Source organism: Planktothricoides sp. SR001 (genome assembly GCF_001276715.1).
Classification (GTDB): domain Bacteria; phylum Cyanobacteriota; class Cyanobacteriia; order Cyanobacteriales; family Laspinemataceae; genus Planktothricoides; species Planktothricoides raciborskii.
Genome location: NZ_LIUQ01000040.1, coordinates 1 through 5,133, shown reverse-complemented (window position 1 = coordinate 5,133; position 5,133 = coordinate 1). Strand labels below are relative to the sequence as shown.

The following is a 5,133-nucleotide window of genomic DNA, read 5'->3' as shown; positions in this document are numbered from 1 at the left end:
AGAGAATAGAGAATTTTCCTATGCATCCTCTTTCCTCTTTCCTATGCATCCTCTTTCCTATGCATCCTCTCTTCCCCTACACCCTACACCCTACACCCTACACCCTACACCCTACACCCCACACCTCCCACACCCTACTTGATCTCCTAGCAGATTTGGCGATAAAATAAAGTTTTAAACTCATGCGATCGCACAAATTCTCTAAAATTCTCTAGAATGGGGTTAAACTCTAAGCGTGCTATTAACGGATAATTTACCTTTAATCGTCTGTTTAACGGTGCTTCACTGTGCGGTGGGTACGGCTGCGGGGTTGTTGGCCAAACGTAAAGGGAAAAATTTTCCTCTGTGGCTGTTGTAATGCCATCCGGCACGCTGCGCGAACGGTTTGATTGGCGGAACTTTTGCCTTAATTGCCGCTTTTTTCGTGCCAAGTAAACAGCCCCAAGAAAAATATTGAACAGTCATAAGAGAAATCTATAAATGTTTCACAAAAATTTAAACAGTATTACCGAACGTCTAGGCAATAGTCTCAAGCGAGATGTGCTGGTGCAAAAAACTTTATATGATATTCGGGATTTTTTGCAAGTAGATCGGATTGTTTTGTATTATTTTTATCGGCAGTGGAAGGGTCAAGTAACTGCTGAATCTTTGCGCGATCCAGAATTGTCTATTTTTGGCTCTACCGGCGCCGATGATTGTTTTAATGATGAATATGCAGCCCTATACCAAGCGGGAAGATATCGGGCGATCGCTGATGTTGAAATCGAGCCAATTCACGAATGTCATCTAGATTTTCTCCTCAGTATTCAGGTGAAAGCCAATTTAGTAGTGCCGGTTTTGGTGCATCAAAATCTTTGGGGTTTGCTAATTGCCCATGATTGTCAAAAACCCCATTATTGGTCAAATTCGGAAATAGAATTTATGCAAACACAAGCGCATATGTTGGCCATGAGTCCGGTACTGGTAAATCAGTCATAATCATTAAATATCCTTAATTAATCTATTACTTGCTGTGGGAATTTTTGGAAAAAATTAAATACATTCGGTAATTGTTGGCTGAGAAAATCCGCATCATGTCCCGCTGAGGCGATCGCATGATATTCTATGGTGATATTCTCCCCATGATGCTGCACCAATGCCTCATAAAATAGACGACTTTGTTCCGGGGGAACGATCGCATCATCGGTCCCATGAGCCAAATATAATGGCATCATCCATTCCGGCGATCTCCTTTGAGGATTATCGCGACCCGTCCACCGTTCGGGAAACTGATAAAATGAACCATAAACCGCAGTCATTAAGTTATCATTGGGCAGATTTTCTTGACTAAAATCTCCGGCGAAACTCGCACCAGCCACAAATAATCCGGGATTTTCTAAGGCAATTAAAGCCACCCCTCTGCCCCCGGTAGAAAATCCTAGCAAGGTATTATGAGAACCGGGTTTTAATAGGTGATGTCGCTGTTGCATTGTGGGAATAAAGCGTTCTTGGATAAACTTGCCTCCGGGTAAAGAATTCCACCTCATTTCTGTTTCTGGATAATAGGCACTTTCATAAATAGTCGTCAACATTTCTGGTAAAATTAAGGCATATCCATATTGATTGGCATATTCCGCCAACGGAGTATCTTCTACCCATCTAGTGCGGGGATAATTCCAACCGGGCAATACTAAAACCACGGGTAAAATTTGATGGCTATCAGAATTTTTGTTATAGTTGGGAGGAATATATAAATCATAAGGGACATCATCCACCATGAGATTTTTATTCCAGCCCGTTGTGGCTTCAGTGAGTTCTATTTTATGTAAATCTGCGGGATTTTCCCGGATAGGTTTTGGTGAATTTTCTCTGGTTGGCGAAATCATGGGCTGAATTTGTTGGTTAGTGGTCGATGTGGGGGCATTTTTCGCCACCTCAAATTGCGAACAAGCGGTGATCACAAAAAAGCATAGCCAGCTAATTCCTAAATAGTGAATTCCCTTGACCGAAAAATGTCTTAGAAGCGATCGCCGCTTTGAATAGTGATTCACAGTGGTTTAACCTTTGTTTTGCTTCTGCTGATGTGGCACACTGAAAAAAGATCCTGAAAAAAGATCCTGAAAAAAGATAAATATCCGGCTGAAGTCTTCGATCTGTTAGCGGTCACGCGCTGATGTTTCAGCCTGAATTTATCCTAAATTTATATTGTCCACCATTTAGCCTTATTTTAGCCATGTTAGCCATGTTATGTAGGGATGTCATTTCATCAAGGTGCGATCGCCCGTTTAAAATTAACCTGAAAATCAACGGCGGACATTCATCCGGCTGTATGCTGCACCGTTTGACCATGTATCGCTTATGATTGCTAGAAAGGCTCATCTAGATATTCTGATTAAAATTATGCAAAATACCGAATCATCTTTGAACAGTTTTACTAACCGTCTCCAGGAACTCGGAGAACACCATTGGCTAGACTTAGCGGAATATGGTTCAATTGGGGCATCGGCGATCGGTTCTATCGTCGCTGGGTTATCTGGACAAATGTTATTTTCCGCCACGCCGATCGTTTTTGCCTTAACCTTGAATGTATTAAATCGCCATCGGGTTGAGTTGCAAACCAGAGTGCAAAATACCGCCACGATCGCGGAGATGAATCAAATCGTTGATTCTTTGCAAAATACCGTCCAGTCCTTACCCCCTGCCCATAGATTTCAAGACTTAGAAGGAACGGTGACTAGAATTAGTGAAACCGTCGCTAACATCGAAGAATTTTTAGAGAAAACCTCCCCCCAAACAGGCCCAATGGATTTAATCACCATTCAGAAAGAATTTGCTATATTACGCCGGGGAATTATGCGCTTGCGCGACCATACAGAAGCCACTTTAGGCAATGTTCAACAAAGCATGATTAATGATATTTATGGACTCCGGCAGGCGATCGCCTCCTTGCAGGTTTCTCAAAATCAGGGAGTTTCTTCCGTAGCAATTCAGACGGAAGTTGCCCAACTTACTCAGGGATTTAGCGAGTTACAAACGCAACTGCAAAATATCAGCAATTTTCCAGCAACTCAAACCGTGGATATTGAACCATTGCAGCAACAAATCCTGGAACTTCAGCAACAAGTTTGCCAACTGCAACAACAAAATAAAGAAATTGTCAAACCCTATCTCAACCGCTTAACTCGCGCCGTGAAACACTTAAATAAACAGACCGTTAACTCCCGTCCGTAATCTGTTCCAGATTACCTTGATTGGCAAATACAGCCAATTAAGCCAATAAATGAAGCCAATAAATGAAGCCAATAAATATTCAATTTTAACCAGTAAATTAACGGCGGTTTTATATGGCAATTTAAGATATAGATAAATACCTGGCGATCGCCCCTGAGTTGCAATTAATTCAAACTCCCAAAAAAATATCCGACAAAAATATCCCTGATATCAAATCCGCTTTTCAAAAATAAACCACACCCGTCGGGGGTTAAAACCCCCGCCTCATAGCGCAAGCAACAACCCCGTCGGGGATTAAAATCCCGGCGTCATAGCGCAAGCAAGCGACAACCGTCGGGGGTTAAAACCCCCGCCTCATAGCGCAAGTCGGTTAAAACCGACTGAAATGCTTTTAATACCATTTACAAAAATTATTGCTACAATTGCGAGATTTATTTGAGTTGATGTAGGGGCGATCCGATGGCGGTGGTCGCCCCGTGAACCTACTGTTGCATTAATTTTTGTAAATTTTATAATATAAGCATCAAGAGTCGGTTTTAACCGACTTTAGCTATTAGCCAGGGAATTTATTCCCTGGCGGTTATTTGGGTGATTAGAGAATTTATTACCTGGCGGTTATTTGGGTGATTAGAAAATTCATTCCCTGGCGGTTAAAAACCTCCCATTTACCCTTTGACAATTGTTTGTAAACCAGCTACTAATCGCCCAATGCCTTCGGCGGCAGTTTCGGTTTGTAATGCCCCATAAGCCACCCGCAGATAACAGCCGGTTTCAACCCCAAAAGTTGTCCCTGGCAGCACGGCAACTCTATAGTCACGAATCAGCCTTTCTACTACGGCCATTGGGTCAAGATTTGTGTCAATTTTTAACAGAAAATAAAAGGCACCTTGGGCCGGTGGTACAATACAAAAATCTTGAATTTTGGCCAATTCAGTCAAGGCAATTTGACGGGCATTAGCGATCGCCTCTAAATGGTGGTGACAATAGTTTACCCCCGCTTGCAAAGCCCCGATCGCGGCATATTGAGAAATCACTGGCGCACAAATTAAATTAGTATCTTGGATTTTTTGCACCGAAAGTAATAGCTTTTCGGGAATCACCATATAACCAATGCGCCAACTGGCAAATCCGTAAGCTTTGGACAAAGAATAAAGGGAAATTGTCCAATCTTGACCATCCGCAATGGCACCGGGAGAAAAGTGTTTTACTCCGTCATAGGTAAAATATTCATAAGCTTCATCGCTAATATGATAAATGCCATTTTCGCGACAAATTTGATTAATTTCTCGTAATGCCGATTCGGGGTAAACTGCCCCGGTGGGATTATTGGGAGAAATCGTCACGATCGCCCGCGTTTTATCGGTAATTGCCGCCCGAATTGCATCGGGACGCAACTGATAATTTTCGTCGGTACTGACCAAAACCGCCCGACAAGAAGCGATGGCGATCGCCATTTCGTGATTGAAATAATAGGGAGTTTGCAGAATAATTTCATCACCGGGAGAAGTGATCGCCAAAACCGCATTGATAAACCCCATATTTCCCCCAGCAGTCACCACAATTGCCCGACCCGTCATGTCTATGCCATTCTCTGCGGACAACTTATGCGCGATCGCATCATGCAAAGCCGGAATTCCCACCACCGCCTTATACTTATGATTATCGCGATCGGCAAGAAACTGATTAATTTGAGATTCCACCTCTGACGGTGGATCGTAATATACCACCCCTTGCGCCAGAGAAATCGTCCCAGGCGATCGGCGAATCAACTCCCCCACCACCGGAATAATCGGTGATTGTACCGCTTGCATTCTCGGCGTTTCTATATACATAATCTATTCACTAAGCTACTCAATATCTGCGATCGTATCAATATCTGCGATCGCTGTTTACCGTTGCCCCATCCGTTGCCAAATCCGTTGC

The 5,133-nt window shown here is 43.0% G+C and carries 6 protein-coding genes; 3 read left to right on the top strand and 3 right to left on the bottom strand.

What is annotated here, in order from left to right:
• Positions 1–282 precede the first annotated feature (282 nt).
• Positions 283–465, bottom strand: a complete 183-nt coding sequence (locus AM228_RS33160; protein ID WP_156331937.1) for a hypothetical protein — start codon at positions 463–465, stop codon at positions 283–285.
• Positions 466–480: 15 nt separating this feature from the next.
• On the opposite strand from AM228_RS33160, the gene AM228_RS20345 reads away from it, so the two are divergent.
• Positions 481–978: a GAF domain-containing protein gene (locus tag AM228_RS20345; RefSeq protein WP_054468672.1), complete on the top strand. Its 498-nt coding sequence runs from the start codon at positions 481–483 to the stop codon at positions 976–978.
• 17 nt (positions 979–995) lie between these two features.
• Here the strand turns inward: AM228_RS20345 and AM228_RS20340 are convergent, their stop codons facing one another.
• Entirely contained in the window at positions 996–2,030 is a 1,035-nt protein-coding gene (locus AM228_RS20340) for an alpha/beta hydrolase-fold protein (protein ID WP_231636883.1), read from the bottom strand.
• 122 nt (positions 2,031–2,152) lie between these two features.
• On the opposite strand from AM228_RS20340, the gene AM228_RS33155 reads away from it, so the two are divergent.
• Both AM228_RS33155 and AM228_RS20335 read left to right on the top strand, forming a co-directional pair.
• The gene (locus AM228_RS33155; protein ID WP_156331936.1) at positions 2,153–2,341 is read left to right on the top strand and encodes a hypothetical protein; all 189 of its coding nucleotides are present in this window, start codon (positions 2,153–2,155) and stop codon (positions 2,339–2,341) included.
• Entirely contained in the window at positions 2,338–3,210 is an 873-nt protein-coding gene (locus AM228_RS20335) for a hypothetical protein (protein ID WP_156331935.1), read from the top strand. The genes AM228_RS33155 and AM228_RS20335 overlap by 4 nt, the downstream gene beginning before the upstream one ends.
• A gap of 665 nt (positions 3,211–3,875) precedes the next feature.
• Here AM228_RS20335 and AM228_RS20330 read toward each other — a convergent pair.
• Complete coding sequence (locus AM228_RS20330) at positions 3,876–5,042, bottom strand: pyridoxal phosphate-dependent aminotransferase (protein ID WP_054468668.1); 1,167 nt, start codon at positions 5,040–5,042, stop codon at positions 3,876–3,878.
• Between the last annotated feature and the right edge of the window lie 91 nt (positions 5,043–5,133).

Bases quoted from the DNA above. Each gene is read 5' to 3' on its own strand.
- AM228_RS33160 (WP_156331937.1), bottom strand. From the start codon at position 465: ATGACTGTTCAATATTTTTCTTGGGGCTGTTTACTTGGCACGAAAAAA.
- AM228_RS20345 (WP_054468672.1), top strand. From the start codon at position 481: ATGTTTCACAAAAATTTAAACAGTATTACCGAACGTCTAGGCAATAGT.
- AM228_RS33155 (WP_156331936.1), top strand. From the start codon at position 2,153: ATGTTTCAGCCTGAATTTATCCTAAATTTATATTGTCCACCATTTAGC.
- AM228_RS20335 (WP_156331935.1), top strand. From the start codon at position 2,338: ATGATTGCTAGAAAGGCTCATCTAGATATTCTGATTAAAATTATGCAA.
- AM228_RS20330 (WP_054468668.1), bottom strand. From the start codon at position 5,042: ATGTATATAGAAACGCCGAGAATGCAAGCGGTACAATCACCGATTATT.